This is a genomic window from Hymenobacter cyanobacteriorum (genome assembly GCF_022631375.1).
Lineage (GTDB): Bacteria > Bacteroidota > Bacteroidia > Cytophagales > Hymenobacteraceae > Hymenobacter > Hymenobacter cyanobacteriorum.
In genome coordinates this window covers 551,293-570,071 of the sequence record NZ_JALBGC010000002.1, presented here as the reverse complement: position 1 = coordinate 570,071, position 18,779 = coordinate 551,293, and the positions used below count along the sequence as shown (strand labels likewise).

At 61.0% G+C, this 18,779-nt stretch carries 15 protein-coding genes; 4 read left to right on the top strand and 11 right to left on the bottom strand.

The window, feature by feature from the left end; all coding sequences use genetic code 11:
• Positions 1–41 precede the first annotated feature (41 nt).
• From MON38_RS07515 to MON38_RS07465, 11 genes are all read right to left on the bottom strand, one after another.
• Positions 42–758, bottom strand: coding sequence for a phenylalanine-4-hydroxylase (locus MON38_RS07515; protein ID WP_241935544.1), 717 nt, complete (start codon positions 756–758; stop codon positions 42–44).
• A 261-nt stretch (positions 759–1,019) separates the two neighbouring features.
• On the bottom strand, positions 1,020–2,024 hold the full coding sequence (gene aroF, locus MON38_RS07510) for a 3-deoxy-7-phosphoheptulonate synthase (RefSeq protein ID WP_241935543.1): 1,005 nt from the start codon (positions 2,022–2,024) through the stop codon (positions 1,020–1,022).
• 138 nt (positions 2,025–2,162) lie between these two features.
• Complete coding sequence (trpA, locus tag MON38_RS07505) at positions 2,163–2,942, bottom strand: tryptophan synthase subunit alpha (RefSeq protein WP_241935542.1); 780 nt, start codon at positions 2,940–2,942, stop codon at positions 2,163–2,165.
• A gap of 27 nt (positions 2,943–2,969) precedes the next feature.
• Positions 2,970–4,172 (bottom strand): tryptophan synthase subunit beta, encoded by a 1,203-nt coding sequence (gene trpB / locus MON38_RS07500; protein WP_241935541.1) that lies wholly within the window; start codon positions 4,170–4,172, stop codon positions 2,970–2,972.
• Positions 4,169–4,903: a phosphoribosylanthranilate isomerase gene (locus tag MON38_RS07495; RefSeq protein WP_241935540.1), complete on the bottom strand. Its 735-nt coding sequence runs from the start codon at positions 4,901–4,903 to the stop codon at positions 4,169–4,171. Before MON38_RS07495 ends, trpB begins: the two co-directional genes overlap by 4 nt.
• Positions 4,904–4,912: 9 nt before the next feature.
• On the bottom strand, positions 4,913–5,734 hold the full coding sequence (gene trpC, locus MON38_RS07490; protein ID WP_241935539.1) for an indole-3-glycerol phosphate synthase TrpC: 822 nt from the start codon (positions 5,732–5,734) through the stop codon (positions 4,913–4,915).
• A 90-nt stretch (positions 5,735–5,824) separates the two neighbouring features.
• On the bottom strand, positions 5,825–6,820 hold the full coding sequence (trpD, locus tag MON38_RS07485) for an anthranilate phosphoribosyltransferase (protein ID WP_241935538.1): 996 nt from the start codon (positions 6,818–6,820) through the stop codon (positions 5,825–5,827).
• Positions 6,821–6,921: 101 nt separating this feature from the next.
• A complete protein-coding gene (locus MON38_RS07480) occupies positions 6,922–7,491 on the bottom strand; it encodes an anthranilate synthase component II (protein ID WP_241935537.1) in 570 nt (189 codons plus the stop codon).
• Between the two features lie 137 nt (positions 7,492–7,628).
• Positions 7,629–9,056, bottom strand: coding sequence for an anthranilate synthase component I family protein (locus MON38_RS07475; RefSeq protein WP_241935536.1), 1,428 nt, complete (start codon positions 9,054–9,056; stop codon positions 7,629–7,631).
• 328 nt (positions 9,057–9,384) lie between these two features.
• On the bottom strand, positions 9,385–10,584 hold the full coding sequence (locus MON38_RS07470; protein ID WP_241935535.1) for an alpha/beta hydrolase: 1,200 nt from the start codon (positions 10,582–10,584) through the stop codon (positions 9,385–9,387).
• A 22-nt stretch (positions 10,585–10,606) separates the two neighbouring features.
• A complete protein-coding gene (locus tag MON38_RS07465) occupies positions 10,607–11,296 on the bottom strand; it encodes a hypothetical protein (protein ID WP_241935534.1) in 690 nt (229 codons plus the stop codon).
• A 553-nt stretch (positions 11,297–11,849) separates the two neighbouring features.
• Between MON38_RS07465 and MON38_RS07460 the strand changes: the two genes are divergently transcribed.
• The 4 genes from MON38_RS07460 to MON38_RS07445 all read left to right on the top strand — a co-directional run bounded on the left by MON38_RS07460 (position 11,850) and on the right by MON38_RS07445 (position 18,513).
• Positions 11,850–14,861 carry a SusC/RagA family TonB-linked outer membrane protein gene (locus tag MON38_RS07460; protein ID WP_241935533.1) on the top strand — a complete coding sequence of 1,004 codons (3,012 nt, stop codon included), beginning with the start codon at positions 11,850–11,852 and terminating at the stop codon, positions 14,859–14,861.
• Positions 14,862–14,876: 15 nt separating this feature from the next.
• Positions 14,877–16,532, top strand: a complete 1,656-nt coding sequence (locus MON38_RS07455) for a RagB/SusD family nutrient uptake outer membrane protein (protein WP_241935532.1) — start codon at positions 14,877–14,879, stop codon at positions 16,530–16,532.
• A 72-nt stretch (positions 16,533–16,604) separates the two neighbouring features.
• Positions 16,605–17,375, top strand: a complete 771-nt coding sequence (locus MON38_RS07450; RefSeq protein WP_241935531.1) for a SusE domain-containing protein — start codon at positions 16,605–16,607, stop codon at positions 17,373–17,375.
• Positions 17,376–17,664: 289 nt separating this feature from the next.
• Positions 17,665–18,513 (top strand): N-acetylglucosamine kinase, encoded by an 849-nt coding sequence (locus MON38_RS07445; RefSeq protein ID WP_241935530.1) that lies wholly within the window; start codon positions 17,665–17,667, stop codon positions 18,511–18,513.
• The last annotated feature ends 266 nt before the right edge of the window (positions 18,514–18,779 follow it).

The window sequence follows — 18,779 nt, the reverse complement described above, 5'->3', positions numbered from 1 at the left end:
AGGTCCTTCGCTGCGCTCAGGATGACAGCGGATTTGGAATATTACCGCAGCGCCAGAATTCCCGCCAGTTCCTCCACGCACTCGGTGAGCTGCTCCCAGGCGGGCAGCATGAAATACTGGTGCTGATAGCGGGCCCCGGTCACGGGCGTGCGCAGCACGGTGGCCAGGTCGAAGGCCGGGCGCGGCGTGAGCTCGTTCACGCAGTGGTGGATTTCGCCGGCCGACGACAGCAGGCCCGCGCCGTACAACATGGGCTTGCCCTCGTGCTGCACCATGCCAAATTCAGCCGTGAAGAAGTACAGCGCCCACAACTGCTCGCGGGCCGGCGAGCCTTCGGGCTGGGCCACGTAGGCCTGCCCCAGTTCGTGCAGAAAGTTGGCCAGGCCCTCATCGAGCAGCATGGGCACGTGGCCGAACAAGTCGTGGAACAAGTCCGGCTCGGGGCTGAAGTCGAACGAGTGCATCGGCCGGATGCGGGTCACAACCGGAAACTTCCGCTCGGCCAGCAGCGCGAAAAATGCGGCCGGCTCGAACGGGCGGCCCACCGGGGCCAGCTGCCAGCCGGTTTCTTCGAAAACGGTGGCACTCAGTTCCCTTATGTCGGGAATGGCTTCGCGCCGATAGCCCAGCCGGGCCAAACCGTCCCAAAACGCCGGCACGGCCCGCCGGTGCAGCAGCGCGGTCTGGCGGTCAAACAGCATTTTCCAGATGAGCTGGTCCTGGCTGGCGGCGGTGGCGGGGTTGGGCTTGGTAAACATGGCGTAAGAATTAGGAGATGCTTGGGTAAAACCGGGCGAAAAAAAAGCCCGATATCCTGGCGGATTCGGGCTTTTGAAGGTTTCTAGAGAAAGTCGGGTTTCATGCCTCGTCTTCCGGTAGCGCCAACCGCAGCCCGTACCCGCCCTGTTTGGGGGCAGTCATTAGGGTGTTAATGCAATTGACGAATTGGTGGCGCATGAGTAGGACGAATTTAGGAACCGATTTCGGGAATGCAAGCATTCCGCTACATTAATTTTTCGTTATTCCAACTCCTGCCGCAGCGCATACACGCGCCGCAGGTTGCGAATCAGCCGCGCCGACTCGTCAAAATCCAGCGTCTGGGCACCGTCCGAAGCGGCGGTTTCGGGCGTTTCGTGGGTTTCGTACACGATGCCGTCGGCCCCGGCCATTACGCCGGCTAGCGCCATCGTGGGCACGTACTCGCGGATGCCGATGCCATGCGAAGGGTCCACAATCACGGGCAGGTGACTCTTGGCTTTCAGGATGGGCACCGCGTTCAAATCTAGGGTATTGCGGCTAGCGGTTTCGAACGTGCGAATGCCCCGCTCGCAGAGAATCAGCTTCTCGTTACCGCCCGAAAACACGTACTCGGCCGACGACAGCAGTTCCTCAATCGAACCCGAGATACCGCGCTTCAGCAGCACCGGCTTGTCCACGCCGCCCAGGGCATCCAGCAGGTTGAAATTCTGGGTGTTGCGGGCGCCCACCTGGAACACGTCGACGAAGTCGTGCATCTCCTCTACCTGCGACACCTGCATTACTTCGGTCACGATTTTGAGGCCGCGTGCCCGGGCCATGCGGTGAAAATCGCGCAGCCCTTCCAGCCCCAGCCCGCGGAAGGCGTAGGGCGACGAGCGGGGCTTAAACACGCCGCCGCGCATCAGGCGCACGCCGTTGGCCACGAGGTGGTCCATCACCTTTTCCATCTGGGCCTCGCTCTCGATGCTGCACGGGCCGGCGCACAAGGCCAGCGAGCCTTCGCCGATGGTCACGCCGTCGCCGAGGTCGATTACGCTGGGCTTCACGCGCCACTTGCGGCTCACGAGCTTGTAGTCGTCGCTCACGCGGTGCACGTCGCGCACGCCCGGCAGCTGGCCGATGGTGCGGATGTCGAAGTCCTTTTTGCCAATGGCTACCAGGTAGTGGGCGTGCTGGGTGGTTACTTCGGTGGCTTTGTAGCCCTGTTGCTTCAGGTGCTCGGTGATGGCGGGCACCGAGGCAGATTTTTCGAGTTGGATTATCACAGAATTATTCGAGAAGAAAAGCACATCATGCAGAGCGCAGCGAAGCATCTCGCGTGCAACTACTATTCAATGACGTTGAAACGATTGAGTTACTTCAGCACGCGAGATGCTTCGCTGCGCTCTGCATGACGTGCTAGATTATGCCGATTTGATACCGCGCACGAAGCGCGCAGCCTCGGCCGGCGCATCGGTCGCGTCCTCCAGCGCACGGATGAGGGCCGAGCCGATAATGGCACCCTCGGCATGCCCGCAGGCGCGGTCGAACCCGGCTTTATCGGCAATGCCGAAACCGATGAGACGCGGGTTACGCAGCTTCAGGCCGGCGATACGCTCAAAATACTTCTCCTGCGCCTCGGCATCGGGCAGGGTGGTGCCGCCGGTGGTGCCGGGGCCCGACACGAGGTAGAGGAAAGCTTCGGAAAGGCTGTCGAGACGGCGGATGCGCTCCTCCGAGGTTTGCGGCGTGATGAGGAAGACGGCTTTCAGGCCGTGTTTTTTGAAGGTTTCCTGATAGAATTCTTCGTACTCATCGAGCGGCAGGTCGGGTAGGATGAGGCCATCGACGCCCACGGCGGCCGCCTGGCGGCAGAATTCCTCCACCCCAAACTGCATCACCGGGTTCAGGTAGCCCATGAGGAGCACCGGCGTTTCGGGCACGGCGGCGCGCAGGCCTTGCAGCTGCTCGAACAGCACGGGCAAGTTCATGCCGTTGGCCAGTGCCACCGAACTGCTGCCCTGAATGACCGGACCATCAGCCAGCGGGTCGGAAAAGGGCATGCCGATTTCAAGGATGTCGGCCCCGGCTTCCACCAAGGCTTTGGCCAGCGGAATGGTGTCGTGCAGGCTGGGATAACCGGCGGTGAAGTACGTGTTGAGCAGGTTGCGCTTGCTCGCAAAGGCGTGTTTGATGCGGTCCATATAATAGGTAGCGTTGGGAGCCGCAGGCTACACCAGCTTGTCCATGTTTTTGAGGTAGGTTTCCAGGTCCTTATCGCCGCGGCCGGAGAGGTTCACCACCACCACGTCGTCGGGGCCCGCGCCCAACTGGCCGAGAGCGGCCAGCGCGTGCGCTGTTTCCAAAGCCGGAATAATGCCTTCGAGGCGGCTCAATTCGGCCACGGCGGCCAGGGCCTCGTCGTCGGTGATGGCAATGAATTCGGAGCGACCCACTTCGCCCAGATAGGCGTGCAGCGGGCCAATGCCCGGATAATCAAGGCCCGCGCTCAGCGAGTAGGGCTCGGTAATCTGGCCGTGCTCGTCCTGCATCAGCAGGGTTTTGCTGCCGTGGATGATGCCCGGCGTGCCCAGCACCGACGTAGCTGCCGAGTGCCCGGAGTGGATGCCGTGCCCGGCCGCCTCCACTGCAATCAAGCGCACCGAAGGTTCGTCCAGAAAGTGGTAGAACGCGCCGGCCGCGTTGGAGCCACCGCCCACGCAGGCCACCACAAAATCGGGTAGCTCGGTGCCGGTTTTCTCCAGTAGCTGCTTGCGCATTTCTTCGCTGATGACGGCTTGCAGGCGCGCCACCAAATCGGGGTACGGGTGCGGGCCCACCACCGAGCCGATGATGTAATGGGTGTCGACGGGGTTGGCAATCCAGTCGCGGATGGCTTCGTTGGTGGCGTCCTTCAGGGTCTGGCTGCCGCTTTCGGCGCGGCGCACTTCGGCTCCGAGCAGGCGCATGCGGGCCACGTTCGGGGCCTGCCGTTCCATGTCGATTGCCCCCATGTACACCACGCAGGGCAGACCCATGAGGGCGCACACGGTGGCGGTGGCCACGCCGTGCTGGCCGGCCCCGGTTTCGGCAATGATGCGCGTTTTGCCCAGGCGCTTGGCCAGCAGAATCTGCCCCACGGTGTTGTTGATTTTGTGGGCGCCGGTGTGGCAAAGGTCTTCGCGCTTGAGGAAGATGCGCGTGCCGTACTTCGCCGACAGGCGCTTGGCCTCGAACAGCGGCGTGGGCCGGCCCACGTAGTCGCGTAGCAGGGCCTGCAATTCGGCTTGAAACGCGGGGTCGGCCATTATTTCCAGGTACTGCGTACGCAGCTCTTCCACGTTGGGAAAGAGCATTTCGGGCACGAAAGCACCGCCGAACTGGCCGTAGTAGCCGCGGGTAGTGGGCTGTTGATAAGAGGTAGTGGGAGTCATATGAATGGTGCGCCGGGGCGCAGTTGAGTGAGCATTTGGGCCAGGCGGCCAGCGTCTTTCACACCCGGCGAGGTTTCAAAACCACTGTTTAAGTCCACGCCGGCCAAGCCAGGCAGGCGCAGAGCCGCTAGTTCGGCGGCGTGTTCCAGCCCCAGCCCACCGGCCAGGAAATAAGGCACGGGCAGGTGGTAAGACTGCAACAAATTCCAATCGAAAGTGGCCCCGTTGCCGCCGGGCGCGGCCCCTTTGGTATCGAAGAGAAAGTAGTCGCAATGCGGCACGTAAGGCAGCAGGGCGTTGAAATCGACGGCCTCCCCTACCGAAAACGCCTTTATGACCAGCAGGCCGGCTTCGTTCAGGTCCTCGCATTGCGCGGGTGTTTCGTGGCCGTGCAGCTGCACGGCAGCAAGGCCGAAGCGGTGGGCGGTAGCAAGGATATTTTCGGTGGTTTCATCCACGAACACGCCCACTTTCCAGATGGTGGGCGGCAGGGCCTGCACCAGCTCGGGGGCCAGCACGTCGCCCACGAAACGGGGCGATTTTGGCGCGAAGATGAAACCCAGGAAATCCGGCGCCAGCGCGGCCACGCCGGCCAGGGCGGCCTCGTCGCGCATCCCGCACACCTTCACCAGCAGCCGCGCCGGAGTGGCGGGAGCGGCCGAAACAGCTTTTGCGCCGGGCACACCGGCGGAGGCGGCTAAATCGGAAAGGTTGGGGCGGGGCGTTTTCATAGCCGGCAACTAGGCGACTGCGGTTTCGGTTTTCGGCAGGGCGGCGATTTCCTGCACCAGTGCGGCACAGGCGCGCTCGGGGCGGGCGTGGCGCATGAAGGCCTCGCCCAGCAGGAAGCCCCGGTAGCCCGCTTCGCGCAGCTGGCCAATGGCGGAGGCGGTCGAAATCCCACTTTCCGACACCTTCACAAACTCGCTTGGAATTGCCTCGGCCAATGCCAGCGAAGTATCGAGACTCAGGCTGAAATCGTGCAGGTTGCGGTTGTTCACGCCGATGAGGTTCACGGCGTCGGCGTTAGCCGAGCGGGCCAGTTCCTCGCCGTTGTGCACTTCGAGCAGCACTTCGAGGCCCAGCGAGCGGGCCAGGCGGCCCAGCGTGTCGATTTCCTGGGGCGTGAGCACGGCCGCAATCAGCAGCACGGCATCGGCCCCGATGCTCTTGGCTTCGAGAATCTGGTATTCGTCCACCACGAAATCCTTGCGCAGGATGGGGCAGAAATTAAAACGGCGCGCCGTGGTCAGGTCCTCGTTTTTGCCGCCGAAAAACTCGGCATCGGTGAGGATGGACAGCGCCGCCGCGCCGGCCTGCATGTAGCCCAGCGTGGTCCGCTCGACCGGTGCATACTGGTTTATCCAGCCCTTGGAGGGCGACTTGCGCTTGAACTCGGCAATAAGCCCGCTACCACCTTCGCGCAGCAGGTACTTGCGCAGCGACAGCGGCTGCGAGTTGAAATACAAGCTGGTTTCGAGCAACTTGGTGGGCACCAGTTCGCGGCGGCTGGCAACTTCCTGGCGCTTGTGGGCGACGATGGTATCGAGGATGGTGGACATGGGTAGTTAAAAGTTATGAGTTAAAAGTTGAGAGTCAGAGCAGCGAAAACAGAGTAAAATCAGAAGGATTTAACTCTTAACTTTTCACTTTTAACTCACCGCCAGCATCGTTTCAAACGCTCTTTTCGCCGCGCCCGAGTCCAGCGACTCGCGGCTAAGCGCCAGCGCGTCTTCCCAACTCAGGCCGGGACGGGCGCATTGCAGGGCCAGGGCGGCGTTGGCGGTGGTCACGTTGCGCTGGGCGGCGGTGCCATGGCCATCGAGCACGTGTTTGAACAGCTCGGCGGCGGCCGTTACGGTGCTGCCGCCGGCTAGGTCATCGGGCGTGCAGGCCGGCAGGCCCAGGGTGTCGGCGGTAAACAGCCGCTCGCCTTCGAACGACGACACCACTTTGGCCGGGCCGGTGAGGGCCAGTTCGTCGTAGCCATCGAGGGCGTGCACCACGGCGTAGCGGGTACCGGTGGGCTGCATGAGGTAGTGGTAGAGGCGCTGGAGCTCCAGGCTGAACACGCCCAGCAGTTGGGCCGCCGGCCGGGCCGGGTTCACCAGCGGGCCGAGGATGTTGAAGAAAGTGCGCAGCCCCAGCTCACGCCGGATGGGCCCGGCGTGCCGCATAGCCGGATGAAAAGCCGGCGCGTGCAGAAAGCAAATGCCCGCCCGGTCGAGCTGCCGCCGCAACTGGTCGGAGCTGGCTTCGAAGTTGTAGCCGAAATGGGCCAGCACGTTCGAAGCCCCTGACACCGACGAAACGCCGAAGTTGCCGTGCTTGGCCACCAACGTGCCCGCCCCGGCCACAATAAAGCAGGCCAGCGTGGAGATGTTAATCGTGTTTTTGCCGTCGCCGCCCGTGCCCACAATGTCCACGACTTCGTGCGTGCCCAGCTCCGGGTCGCGGCTCAGGTCGAGCAGGGCTTGGCGAAAGCCGGCCAGCTCGGCCACCGTGATGGGCCGCATGCGGTACACGGCCAGGAAAGCCGCCGTTTCGGCCGGGTTGGCCCCGCCCTCGCCCAGCTGGCGCATGGCGGCGTGGGCCTCGGCGTGCGTGAGGGGCTGGTGGTCGAAAAGCTTGGTGAGAATCTGTTTCATTTTTTTAGCTGTTAGCCAATGGCTGTTAGCTTTTAGCTGTTGTTCAACGGGCTGTTATTTTGAAAAAGCTAATAGCTAACGGCTATCAGCTAAGAGCTCAATCACGCCAGCCAGTTGGCCAGCATCTGCGCGCCGTGCTCGGTGAGGATGCTTTCGGGATGGAATTGCACGCCGCGCACATCGTACGCGCGGTGGCGGAAGGCCAGTACTTCGCCATTGGCATCGCGGGCCGTTACTTCCAGCGCGGCGGGCATCGACTCGGGCCGCACCGCCCACGAGTGGTAGCGCCCCACCTGGAACCGCTCGGGCAGCCCGGCAAAGAGGCGCTCGTCGCCCACCGTTACCTCAGCTTCATTGGCCACGCCGTGCAGCACGGCGGGGATGTTGTAGAGTTCCGCGCCGAAGCTTTCGGCCAGCCCCTGGTGGCCCAGGCACACGCCTAGGATGCGTTTGGTGGGCGCGTATTTTTCGATGATGGCCGGCATCAGGCCCGCCTCCGTGGGAATGCCGGGGCCGGGCGAGAGCAAGATGGCATCGTAGGCCTCGACGGCTTCGAGCGTCAACTGGTCGTTGCGCGTCACCGTCATGTTCGGGCCGTGGCCGAGCTCGCGCAGCAGGTGCACCAGGTTGTAGGTGAAGGAGTCGTAGTTATCGAGAACGAGGATTTTCATGGAAGACGGAGCAAGAAGAACGTCATGCAGAGCGCAGCGAAGCATCTCGCATGCAGTGGAAATTCAGTCGTGAAAACGTCATCATTAGTGGCGGCATGCGAGATGCTTCGCTGCGCTATGCATGACGTTCTTTTATATCAGCGCACTTCGGCGGCGGCCCGCAGTGCCGCGCGCAACGCGCCGAGCTTGTGGTGCACCTCCTCCAGCTCTGACTGCACTTTCGAAGCCGCCACCACGCCCGCGCCGGCCTGGAAATACAGCTGGTTGCCGGTGCTCAGAAATGAGCGAATCATAATGGCGTGGTTGAAGCTGCCATCGAACCCCAGGAAGCCCAGGCAGCCGCCGTAGTAGCCGCGGGCGGTCGGCTCCAGCCCATCAATCAATTGGATAGCCCGGAACTTGGGCGCACCGGACAGCGTGCCGGCCGGGAAGGTATCAGCCACTACTTGCAGCGTATCAGTATTTTCGGCCAGCTCGGCCGTCACTTTACTTACTAAGTGAATGACGTGCGAGTAAAACTGGATTTCGCGCAACGTACGCACCTGCACCTGGGTGCCGTGGCGGGCCAAGTCGTTGCGCGCCAAGTCTACCAGCATCACGTGCTCGGCGTTTTCCTTGGGGTCGGCGGCCAGGCGCTGGGCGGAAGCGGCATCGGCGGCATCGTCGCCGGTGCGGCGGTACGTGCCCGCAATCGGGAACAGCGTAGCCTCGCGGCCCTGCACCAGCACCTGCGCCTCGGGCGAGGAGCCGAAGATTTTATAGTCGCCGTAGTCGAAATAGAAAAGGTACGGCGAGGGATTGATGGACCGCAGCGCCCGGTACACGTTGAACTCATCGCCCGAAAAGCCCTGCTGAAAGCGCCGCGAAAGCACAATCTGAAACACGTCGCCGCGCAGGCAGTGGGCCTGGCCCTGCGTGAGGCGCGCCAGGAATTCTTCGTCGGTCTGGTTGGTCTGCTCCTCGCCCACCGTGGCGAAGCCGAAGTTCGGCACACTGGGGTGGCGCACAAGGTTTTCAAGGCGGTCGAGGCCGTCGGTTTCGGCCGAGGGCTCACCGGCTACGCTGTGCTCGAACAGGTGCAGCTCCTGCCGGAAGTGGTTGAAGGCAATAACGTAGCGGTACACGCCGTAGCGAATCAGCGGAATATCACCGGCCGGCACTTTCTCCGGGTTCAGCTGCACATCCTCGAAGCTTTGCACGGCCTCGTAGCCTATGTAGCCAAACAGCCCGGTGCTGATGAAGGGCAGCTTTTCGGCCGATGCATCGGGCGTGCCGGCGGCGGCAAAGTCGCGCAGCCGGGCCAGCGCCTCGCGCGGGTGCGCCAGCGTTTCGGTGGTTTCGGAGGTGCCGGGCAATAGCTGGCGTAGCACCCCGCCGCGCCGCAGCTCAAACGTGGCCAGCGGCTCGCACACCAGGTAGCTGAAGGCGTTTTGCTGGCCGTGGTAATCGGCACTTTCCAGTAGCAGGCAGTTGGCATACTGGTCGCGCAGGCGCAGAAACAGGCCCACCGGAGTCACGGTATCGGCGAGCAGGCGGCGGGAGCGGGTGAGAAGTTGGTAAGGCACGGTATAGAAAAGAGAAGCAGCAGAAACAGAAAAAGCCCGGCTTGTGGGCCGGGCTTTTTGTGATTGCAGGTAAAATCAGGTTGACTTCACGAGGCGCACAGGCAGGCCGGTCCGATGTTTCGGAGCTGCCACCACCAAGCCTGAGAAATACGCGTCGAGTTCATGTTGAGAAAGGCGCTTCGGCTGAAACGCGTGGCAAAGGTAGGGCAGCAATGTTGGAATACCGGCAAGCAAACCCGAAATTTTATACTAATCCGTCAACAATCGTTGCCGTTGCGCAGCAATCTGGCAACCTCCGGCTCCACTGTTCGTGCGGGGCAACTGCTTGTTACTTAGCTTTTGCACCAGCCGCTGGCATCGGCCGAACCAGAAATCGATAGGCGGCTGGAAACTCGCGCCGCCAAAACCATTCCTTGTGCTCGCCGGTAGCCGGCGTGTGAAACGACAGGTTGACGGCCGGTACGCCCTCGGCCCGCAGCTCATCACGCCACTGCGCCATCAGCGGCAGCATGGTGTCCGACTCGTTGGGCCCGCACACGAAGTAGAACCGGGCCGTACGCGCCGCTGGGTGCTGTTTCGCATACGCCTTCAGTGAGTCGTTACACACCCAGAAGGCCGGCGAAAACGCGCCCACTTCGCCAAATACCCGCGGGTATTTCAGGGCCGCATACACCGAAATGAGGCCGCCCAGGCTGGAGCCGACGATGCCGGTGTGCGCGGCATCGGAGCGGGTGCGGTAGTGCGCGTCCACGTATGGCTTGAGTTTCTGGGCCAGGAAATCAACATAGGCACTCCCCTGCCCGCCCTGGTGAGACTGGCCTTTCAGGCGCTCGCTGCGCCACGGAATGTATTCGTCGGAACGAAATTCGTTGCCGTTATCAATGGCCACCACAATACTGCCGGTGCCATCCTGTCCGGATTTGCGCAGCTGGTCAAGGGTTTCATCAATTCCCCACTCGCCACTGTAGCTGGTGGCGTCGTCGAACACGTTTTGCCCGTCGTGCAGGTACAGCACCGGGTAGCGCCGCTTCGGCTGGGTGGCATAGTCGGCGGGCAGATACACCAGTATGCGGCGCGTCCGGCCGAGTTGGGGCATGGCAAACGCCTGCGCCAGCACGTGTACCTGCGGGGTGGCCGTGTGCTTTTTGGGCGCGGCAGCCGCGCCGCTTTGGTCGTCCCAGGCCTGCACCTGGTGCGTAATCTCGCGGGCCGCGCTCAAATCGGCTTTGCGGTTGGCAATGGCTCCGTTTTTTGCATCAATCTCAACTGTGGCCCAGCTGCCGCGGGTGAACTTGTACTCGGATGGCGCGGAACTTAGCGGCAGGCTGATTTGGTACGTACCATCGGCATGCTTATGCAGCGCAAAACGGGAATTGTGCGGGTTCCAGCCGTTGAAGGAGCCAGCCACGAACAGAGTATCAGCCGGCGGCGTGCTGGCGGGCACCCGCGTGATTTTGAGTAGCCCCTGCGCGGTTGCGGGGCCAGCGGCAATCAGCATCGCGCCGGCCAGCAGAAATCGAATGTTCATTAATGGATTGCGCTTTCGAAGGCTAGCGAATGGTTTCGCCGGTGCCGGCCCCGCGTTCGGAGTTATCCGTTTTGCGCAGGGTGTAAGCCGCGCGCACCGAGTCGATACCCGGCAAGCCATTTACCTGAAAATCAAGCATTGCACCTTTCTTCTGCGGGCCTTTCACGAAGTGGCGGTACTCTTCGGCCGATTCGCGCACCACGTACAAGAAGCCCGACGACGGCACTTTCAGGCGGGAATAGAAGCAGCGGCCGTCGCCGGCGGGGCGGCGGGTGTCTTCGGCCACGGTGCTGGTGCCCAACAGGCGCTGCTTGTTCACGTCGCTGCCCGGCAGCGCGAGGTTGCCCAGGCCATCCACAAATACCTCGCGGCGCTGCATGAGGTGCTCCAGGTCGTTGGTTTTGAGCAGGGGCAGGTTTTCTTCCGACATGATGAGCTGCTGCACCACCTTGCCGGGCGCCGGCTCCTGGTAGTACACGAGCACTGGCTTTTTCAGCTTGACCTTGTTCACCACCACGGGCGGCGGGCCATCCTCATTGTCAGCAGCCTTTTGAATCACAATGGGCGCGTACACCGGCGGCGGCTTGGGCGCATTTTTTGAGGTGGCTGATTTGCCCTTTACCGGCTTTTTCAGATAGGGCCGCGACTGGGCCCAGGCGCTTGAACCCGTGCCGGCCAGCAGCAAAACAAGCAGCAGTAAGCGGTTTTTCATGAGACAAGGAAAAGCCAAATGTAGCGAGTTGGCGATGGTACCACAACTCAACCGCCCTGCCCAGCAGCCGGCGGAGAGCGTCGTTCAGGCAATCCAGCGTCAAACTTCGCACCTTACGGCAAACTAAGCGCCAAATTTCCGTGTTGCCGACTTGCGACTGCCGCAACCGATTTTGGCCAGCGAGTGTGCTAACGTTTGCAAGAATTATTTCTATTTCGCTCAGCTGATTTTATTCCAGCTTGCGCTAACGTTTGCAATCATTGTCCAATTTTCATTACAGGATTATTTCACTACGTGGATGATTTATTGCAATAGCGGCAAGGCTCATTTACAATAATCTGAAAATCATTTTGTTGTTTAAAAATTAAATTGATTTTAACAACGTCACAGGCGACTAAATTACCCTGCAATCGTTTGGGAAGGAGCAGTTAATGCCTATCACAATCGTTTGAAAAAAAAGCCCGCAAACGTTCTTTAATACTATTTTTTGGTAACTTGCAGCCCCAAATAATCAGTTTTTTTCCCACCACTTTTTTTTAACCACTCTGTTTCTATGAAACACCCATATTTAGCAAAGCTGCTATTTCTGCTGCTGCTGCTCGCGGGACTCGGTTTTTCCACCCGAGCCCAGGCCCAGACCGGCTCTATTAGTGGCAAGGTGCTCGACAATAAAGGCACGGGCATTCCCGGTGCTACGGTGCTGGTAGAAGGCTCGACGCTGGGCAGCTCGTCGAACGTCGACGGCACCTTCAACATCCCCAACGTGCCGGCGGGCCCGCACACGCTGACCATCTCGTTCGTAGGCTACACTTCGGCCCGTGTTCCGGTAACGGTTGTGGCCGGCCAGAATGCCTCGGCCGATGCCACGCTGGGCGAAAACACCACCCAGCTGGCCGAAGCCGTTGTAGTAGGCTACGGCACCCAGCGCCGCCAGGATATCACGGGTGCCGTGACGGCCATTGACTCGAAGCAGTTCGTGCAGGGCCAGGTAACGAACCCCGAGCAGCTGATTCAGGGCAAAGTAGCCGGCGTGAGCATTACCTCGGCTGGCGGTGCCCCGGGCGCTTCGTCCACCATCCGCATCCGCGGCAACACTTCGCTTACGGCCAACAGCGACCCGCTGTATGTTATCGACGGCGTGCCGGTGGACAAAAACGGCATCGACGGCGCGTCGAACCCGCTTTCGCTGATTAACCCCGCCGACATTGCCACGTTCACCGTGCTCAAGGATGCTTCGGCCACGGCCATTTACGGCAACCGTGCTTCGGGCGGCGTTATCCTGATTACGACCAAGAAAGGCCTGCAAGGCGAAAAGTTGCGCGTGGAGCTAAACTCGCAAACCGGCATTTCCACGGTGGCCCGCCGCTACCAGACGCTCTCGGCTGATGAGTTCCGCGGCCTGATTAAGGCCAATGGCCTGGATTCGCAGTACAAGACGCTAGGCACGGCTAATACCAACTGGCAGAACGAGATTTTCCGTACCGCCGCGACCTACGACAACACCGTGAGCCTGATTGGCAGCGCGGGCAAAGTGCCGTTCCGGGTGTCGTACGGCAACCTGAACCAGGAAGGCATTGTCATCACCAACAAGCTGCAGCGCAACTCGGGCTCGGTGAGCCTGAGCCCCACCGTCCTCGATGGCCACCTGCGCATCGATGTGAACGCCAAAGGCACCGTAGTGGATAACCGCTTTGCCGACTACGGCACGGTGGCCGGTGCGGCTCTCTATGACCCCACCCAGCCGGTGATGTCGGGCGAGTCGCGCTTCGCTCGCTACGGCGGCTACTTCCAGTACATTCAGCCCAACGGCAACCCGCTGGGCAACGCTCCCGGTAACCCGGTTGCTTCGCTCAACAACACCCGCGACATTAGCAGAGTGAAGCGTCTGATTGGCAACGTGCAGTTTGACTACAAGGTGCACGGCATCGAAGGCCTGCGCGCCAACCTGAACCTGGGCATCGACGCGTCGCGCGGCCGGGGCTACAAGGACATTGCGCCTACCGATTTCGGCAACTATAACACGGCTTCGGCCAATCCGGGCCTGAACGGCTCGTATAAAGAGTACGCGCAGGACAAGGACATGCACCTGCTGGAGGCTTACCTGGCTTATGGCAAGCAGGTGGGCGATGCCAAGTTCGACTTGCAACTCGGCCATGCCTACCAGGACTTCTCGTTCCAGGGCCCGAACTTCCTGACCTACCGCTCGGACCGCACTACCCTCATCAACCCCGATGAGACGCTGACCAACTCGAACTACTACGGCAAGCTGGTGATGCTGTCGTACTTCGGCCGCGCCACGGCCAACGTGAAAGACAAGTACCTGCTGACGGCTACTTTGCGTAACGACCGGACTTCGCGTTTCCGCAACGACGTGCGCAGCGGTTGGTTCCCTGCCCTGGGCCTGGCCTGGCGCATTAAGAACGAAGATTTCCTGAAGGACAACAACACGTTCTCGGAACTGAAGCTGCGCGCCGGCTACGGCCGCACGGGCCAGCAAGACCTGGGCCAGGGCTACTACGACACCCAGGCGCGCTACGTGCTGGGCAGCTCGGGCTCGCAGTACCTGTTCGGCAATGGCGCCACGGGCTTCATTGCCGGCCCGCAGGGCTACAACAGCGACCTGAAGTGGGAAACCACCAACACCTACAACGCCGGTCTGGACCTGGGCTTCTTCGAGAACCGCCTCACCGCCACCATCGACGTGTACCAGCGCACGGCTACCGACCTGCTGGCCCGCATCAACCTGCCGGCCGGCTCGAACCTCACCGACCGCCTCGATGCCAACATTGGCTCGCTGCGCAACCGCGGCATTGAACTGGGCTTGAACTACGGCGTGCTGCGCTCGGAGAACCTGAACTGGGACGTGAACCTGAACGGGGCCTACAACGTGAACAAAATCACGGACCTGGGCCGTCAGCTGCCCGGCTTCCAGGGCTACAAAACCGGCGACATCGGCGGCGGTACCGGCTTCACCGGCCAAATCAACGCCGTGGGCCAGCCCATCAACTCGTTCTACGTGTACCAGCAGGTGTACGGCGCCGACGGCCGCCCCGTGCAGGGCGTGTACGTGGACCGCGACGGCAACGGCACCACCACCAACGACTACTACTACTACAAGCAAGCAGCTCCGCTCGTAACGCTGGGCTTCAGCTCGAACGTAACCTACAAGAAGCTGGTGTTTGCTTTCACGCTGCGCAGCAACCTGGGCAACTACGCCTACAACGGCAACGCCGCGACGCTGGCCAACTACGCCAACGCCAAGGCTTCGCTCGGCTTCGTGAACAACCTGAACCCCGACGTTCGCAACACGGGCTTTACCACCCAGCAGGTATTCTCGGACTACTACGTGGAGAACGCCTCGTTCCTGCGCTGCCAGAACATCTCGCTTGGCTACAACGTGGGCAAGGTGCTCGGCACGTCGAACCTGCGCATCACCGGCAACGTGCAGAATGCTTTCCTCATCACCAAATACACCGGTGTTGACCCCGAAATTCCGAACGGCATCGACCGGAACTTCTACCCCACCGCACGCACTTATACGCTTGGCCTGGCACTCGGCTTTTAATTCCCACCCCTCCTTATGAAGAACGTATTATTCCGGGGGTTGATGACCCTCAGCGTGGGCACCGCCCTCGCCAGCCTTACCACTGCGTGCAACAAAGACCTCGACCAAACGCCCAAGTATGAGCTGACGGCCGACAAGGTTTACGTGGACTTGGCCGGCTACAAAAAAGTACTGGGCAAAATCTACGGTGGTTTCGCCCTCACCAGCCTCGGCGGGGCCGGCGGAGCCAGCGACCTGACCAGCATCGACGGCGGCACGGGCGATTACCTGCGCCAGCTGTGGAGCGCCCAGGAACTGACCACCGACGAAGCCGTAGTGGCCTGGGGCGACCCCGGCATTCAGGACTGGCACAAGATGAACTGGGATGCCAACAACCCCCTGATTGGCGGCATCTACAACCGTGCTTACTACGAAATCGGTATCTGCAACGAGTTCATCCGCGAGGCCTCCGACGATAAAATCAGCAGCCGCCTGACCGGTGCTGACGTGGACCAGGCCAAAACGTTCCGGGCGGAGGCCCGCTTCCTGCGTGCGGTGTCCTACATGCACGTGGTTGACTTGTTCGGCGGCGGTCCTTTTGTGACCGACACCGACGTAGTGGGCCCGACGTCTCCCCCGTACCGCACCCGCCAGGAGCTGTACAACTACGTGGAAAGCGAGCTGGTGGCTCTGACCACGGCCCTGCCCGAGTACCGCGCCGAGTACGGCCGCGTGGACCGCAACGCCGCCAAAGGCATGCTGGCCCGCCTGTACCTGAACGCAGGCGTGTACACCGGCACCGCCCGCTACGCCGATGCGGCCAAGCTGGCCAAGGAAATCATCGACGCCAAGAAGTACACCCTGACCAACGGCACGGCCGGCACGGCTGCTTCGTCGGCCTACGGCCTGAACTTCCTGGCCGATAACAACACCAACGCGGCCGCCAATGAGCTCATCTGGCCGGTATTGTTCGACGTAACCCGCACGCAGACCTACGGCGGTACGACCTTCCTCATCAACGGTTCGACCAGCGGCTCGAGTGCCAACTGGCAGAAGTACGTGGGCGAAAGCACCGGTTGGGGTGGCATGCGCACCACCAGCGCCTTGTTCAACAAATTCTTCCTGGCCGGTGGCGATACGACGGTTGACCGTCGGGGCCGTTTCTGGCAGGCTGGCCAGACCAAGGAAATCAGCGACCTGATGCAGTTTTCGCAGGGCCTGGGCGTGACGAAGTACCGCAACGTGACCTCGGCCGGTGTGGGCGTGGGCGCCCCGCTGAACTTCTCGGGCGTCGACTTCCCAATGCTGCGCGTATCGGACATGATGCTCATCTACGCCGAAGCCGCTACCCGCAACGCTGCCGACCGCGCCACGGCCCTCACCTATGTGAACCAGATTCGCCGCCGCGCTTTCGGTAAGGATATTAACACGGCCAACGCCCAGGCAGACATTGTCGACTCGCAGATGACCCCCGATTTCATTCTCGACGAGCGCGCTCGTGAGCTGCACTGGGAAGGCCTGCGTCGTTCCGACCTTATCCGCTACAACCAGTTTGTGGAAAGCACTTACCTCTGGCCCTGGAAAGGTGGCGTAGCCAATGGCCGCAGCGTGGATGCGAAGTATAAGCTGTTCCCGATTCCGTTGTCCGACCTCACGGCCAACCCGAATCTGAAGCAAAATACCGGTTACTAAAACTTTTTACTGCCGGCCTGGTGTTGCCGGGCCGGCAGTAATTATTGCTTTCACCTCAAACGTTTCATTTTTATGTATAACTATTTCTCTAAGGCAACGGCTTTAGTGGGCTTGGTGGCCATCGGCCTCACCGCCTGCAAAAAAGACGAAACCCGCGCTACCATGAAGGACGGAGTAGCACCGGTTCTGGCAGCCTCGGCCACCACGACTACCCTGACCAGCACCACGGGCGCCAACAACGCAGTGACCTACAACTGGTCGGCGGCTGATTTCGGCTACCAGGCAGCGACTTCTTACACGCTGCAGTTTGCCAAAAAAGGCGACAACTTTAAAACGACGCAGGACATCAGCTTGGGCAACGCCCTGACGAAAACCTTGACCGGTAAAGAGCTGAACGGGATTTACAATGGCCTGGACTGCAACATCAGCAGCACGCCTTCGGCCACGCCGCTCGACGTGCGCGTGAAGGCCGTAATTGGTGATGCGGTGGCGCCGGTGTACTCAAACCTGGTGGGCATTACCACCACGCCGTTTCAGGCCCAGACGCCGCCAGCCGACAGCTGGGGCATCATCGGCGCTGCTACGCCGACCGGCTGGAACAGCGACACTCCCATGTCGTACGATTTCTGCAACCGCACGTACAAAATCACCATTCAGCTGACCAAAGACGAGTTCAAGTTCCGCGCCAACGGCGGCTGGGCTGTGAACCTGGGCGACGATGGTGCCGACGGCAAGCTGGAAGCCAACGGCGCCAACATCGTTTCGCCCGGTGCTGGCTTGTACGACGTAACGCTGGACATGACGGCTACGCCGAAACCAACTTACACCATCAAGCTGCACTAATCCGCAGGATTAATAGCCAGCACTACGAAAGCCTCCTGTCGAAATTCGACAGGAGGCTTTTTTTATGAAGCAGGCGCAGCGTTGACGGCAGTAAGGCGCTTAAATACGAACTCGCCAGCAACCTCATGCTGGCTTTGGAATGTATTGCCAGGTATAATCGGGGGCGTATAATAGCCGGTTGCAGGGTGCCGAAAATAAAAGATGCAGAGGCAAACGTTTGTTCCTTTTCCTAGGCGCGGGGATTTCGGGCCGGGGTGGTACTTTCGTCTCCCCTTTTTCCCTCCCACTTATGATTCTGATTGCCGACGGTGGCTCGACCAAGTGCAGCTGGTGCCTGCTCGATGACGCCAAGACCCGCGTGTACTTCAACACCGAAGGGTACAACCCCGATTTTATGGACACGGCAGCCATTGTGGCGTCGCTGGACCAGAACATGCCCGACACGCTGCCGCGCGAGCAGGTGCGCGACGTGTATTTCTACGGCGCAGGCGTGTCGTCGGCCCAGAAGGCGGAGGTGATTGCGGCCGCGCTGCGCCAGATATTCCCGCACACCCGGGCGCACGTGACCGAAGACCTGCTGGCCGCGGCGCGCGCGCTGCTGGGCCGCAAGCCGGGCTTCGCGGCCATTCTGGGCACGGGCACCAACTCGTGCATCTACGACGGCGAAAAAATCACCTACAACGTCGATTCGCTGGGCTACTTCCTCGGCGATGAGGGCTCGGGCTCCTACTTCGGCAAGCGGCTGCTGCGCGACTACCTGCGCGGCCTGCTGCCCGACGGCCTGCAGGATGCCCTGCGCGAGGAATACCACCTGGGCACGCGCAACGAGATTCTCGACCGCCTCTACAACCAGCCGCTGCCCAACCGCTTCCTGGCCAGCTTCGCCAAGTTTTGCTACGACCACAACAACGTGAGCTACTGCCGCGACATCGTGCTCGAAGGCTTCGAAACGTTCTTCCAGAACCTGGTGCTGCACTACCCGCGCTACCAGGAATACACCTTCAACTGCGTGGGCTCGGTGGGCTACAATTTCCGCGACGTGCTGACGCAGATTGCCCGCAACCACGGCATGGAAGTGGGCAAGATTATCCGCTCCCCCATCGATGATTTGGTGACGTACCACGAGGAGAATCCGTAGCCGGTTGGTTGTGATTTTTGCTTCATAAAAAGCCCCGCTGGATATTTCCAGCGGGGCTTTTTATGAAGCAGGTTTCTTACCGAATCTGTCAGGGCTTTTGTCATCCTGAGCGGAGCGAAGGACCTTATCACGTTGAAACCGTCTGCTCGGCCGTGATAAGGTCCTTCGCTCCGCTCAGGATGACAATAGGCTTCCGCACCGAATAACTCACAAAAAAGGCCCCGCCGGGCAATTCCGGCGGGGCCTTTTTCAACACTTCGCTTTTA